The sequence below is a fragment of the Candidatus Obscuribacterales bacterium genome, from assembly GCA_036703605.1.
In the GTDB taxonomy this organism is placed as follows: Bacteria; Cyanobacteriota; Cyanobacteriia; order RECH01; family RECH01; genus RECH01.
In genome coordinates, this window is sequence record DATNRH010000359.1 from 1 (window position 1) to 1,340 (window position 1,340).

1 protein-coding gene is annotated in these 1,340 nt (G+C 49.1%); it reads left to right on the forward strand.

Annotated features, from left to right (window positions below; translation table 11 throughout):
- The coding region (locus V6D20_07575) for a universal stress protein (GenBank protein HEY9815643.1) at positions 1-863 on the forward strand (863 nt) is incomplete at its 5' end.
- Between the last annotated feature and the right edge of the window lie 477 nt (positions 864-1,340).

Sequence of the window (1,340 nt, forward strand, 5' to 3'; positions counted from 1 at the left end):
TGAAGAAAATCTTACTATGTACCGATGGCTCGCCCTTTGCTGAAACGATCTACCTCTACGGGGCCTGGTTTGCAAGCCGACTTGCCGCCGGTATTGATATCTTGTTTGTGACGGATATTCGCACGCAGCAATCGATCGCCAGCAGCAACTTGAGTGGCAGTATTGGGATCGATGCCTCAGAGGTCTTGCTCAGTCAGCTTGTCGAATTAGAGCATCAATGGGCGAAGTTGAATCACCAGCGGGCGAAGCTAGTGCTACAAAAAGCGGAAGCTTGTCTGAAAGAGCTGGGTATAGATCAGGTGAACCTGCTCCACGAAACAGGTTTCTTAGTAGACTGCTTCCATGAATTTGAAGACCAAGCAGACCTAGTGATGCTGGGTAAACGTGGCGAAACAGCCCAGTTTGCCGCCGGACATTTGGGGGCAAATGTAGAACGTATTCTGCGATCGAGCCATAAACCTTGTCTGGTTACCCCTCAAGACTTCCAGCCCATTGAACGTCTCTTGCTTGCCTATGATGGTAGCAAGAGCTGCCAAAGAATTCTGGAGTTTTTAGCCCAATCAACCCTGTTTCAAGGGTTAGAGCTTCATATTCTCACCGTTGCGAAATCTGCTGATCATGATGCTGCGATCGCTCAGATCCAAGAAGCAGAAGACATAGTGCGGCCAGCAGGCTTTAAGCCCATTAGCCAAGTGCTTCAGGGAGATTCGGAAACAGCGATCGCCAACTACGTCACCGAGCATCACATCACCCTGTTGCTTATGGGAGCCTATGGGCATAGCCGCATTCGTCACCTCGTCATCGGCAGCACAACCAGTCAAATTCTCCGTAGCACCCTGATTCCGGTGCTTGTCTTCCGTTAGGCATCTAGTTTAAGCGAGTGACTAGATGCCTATGGCTACAACCTTGATTAGGTCATGTATTGTTGCTGAGAATACATGTCCATCCATCGTTTTATGTCATAGCCTTGGTCTAAAGACGAAGCGTTTAGATGGATAAGATATATGTCTCCAAGTAGGGGATCCTGGGACAATACAATGTAATGGGTCAGCACAATAGGCCTCAAAAACTTATGGGGAGACCTATGTGGTGCTCTAAGGCTGCGACCGCAGCCGTGCTTCTTGCCCTTGCTTTTGGTGTTATGTCTTGGAGTAGGAGCGATCGCTGCCCTCTACAGAGCTATTTTCCTAGGGTTCTTCGCTTTTCCTAGTCCCTGTAAAACCCGCTAAACCCCTTGATCTTTCGTACGAGATAATCAGGGTTTGGGTGAGCTTAAAATACGCCCTAGTATCCAGACTAGGGCCGATGCCGTTCGAATTGAGTGCCGCTTGAGTGGACTG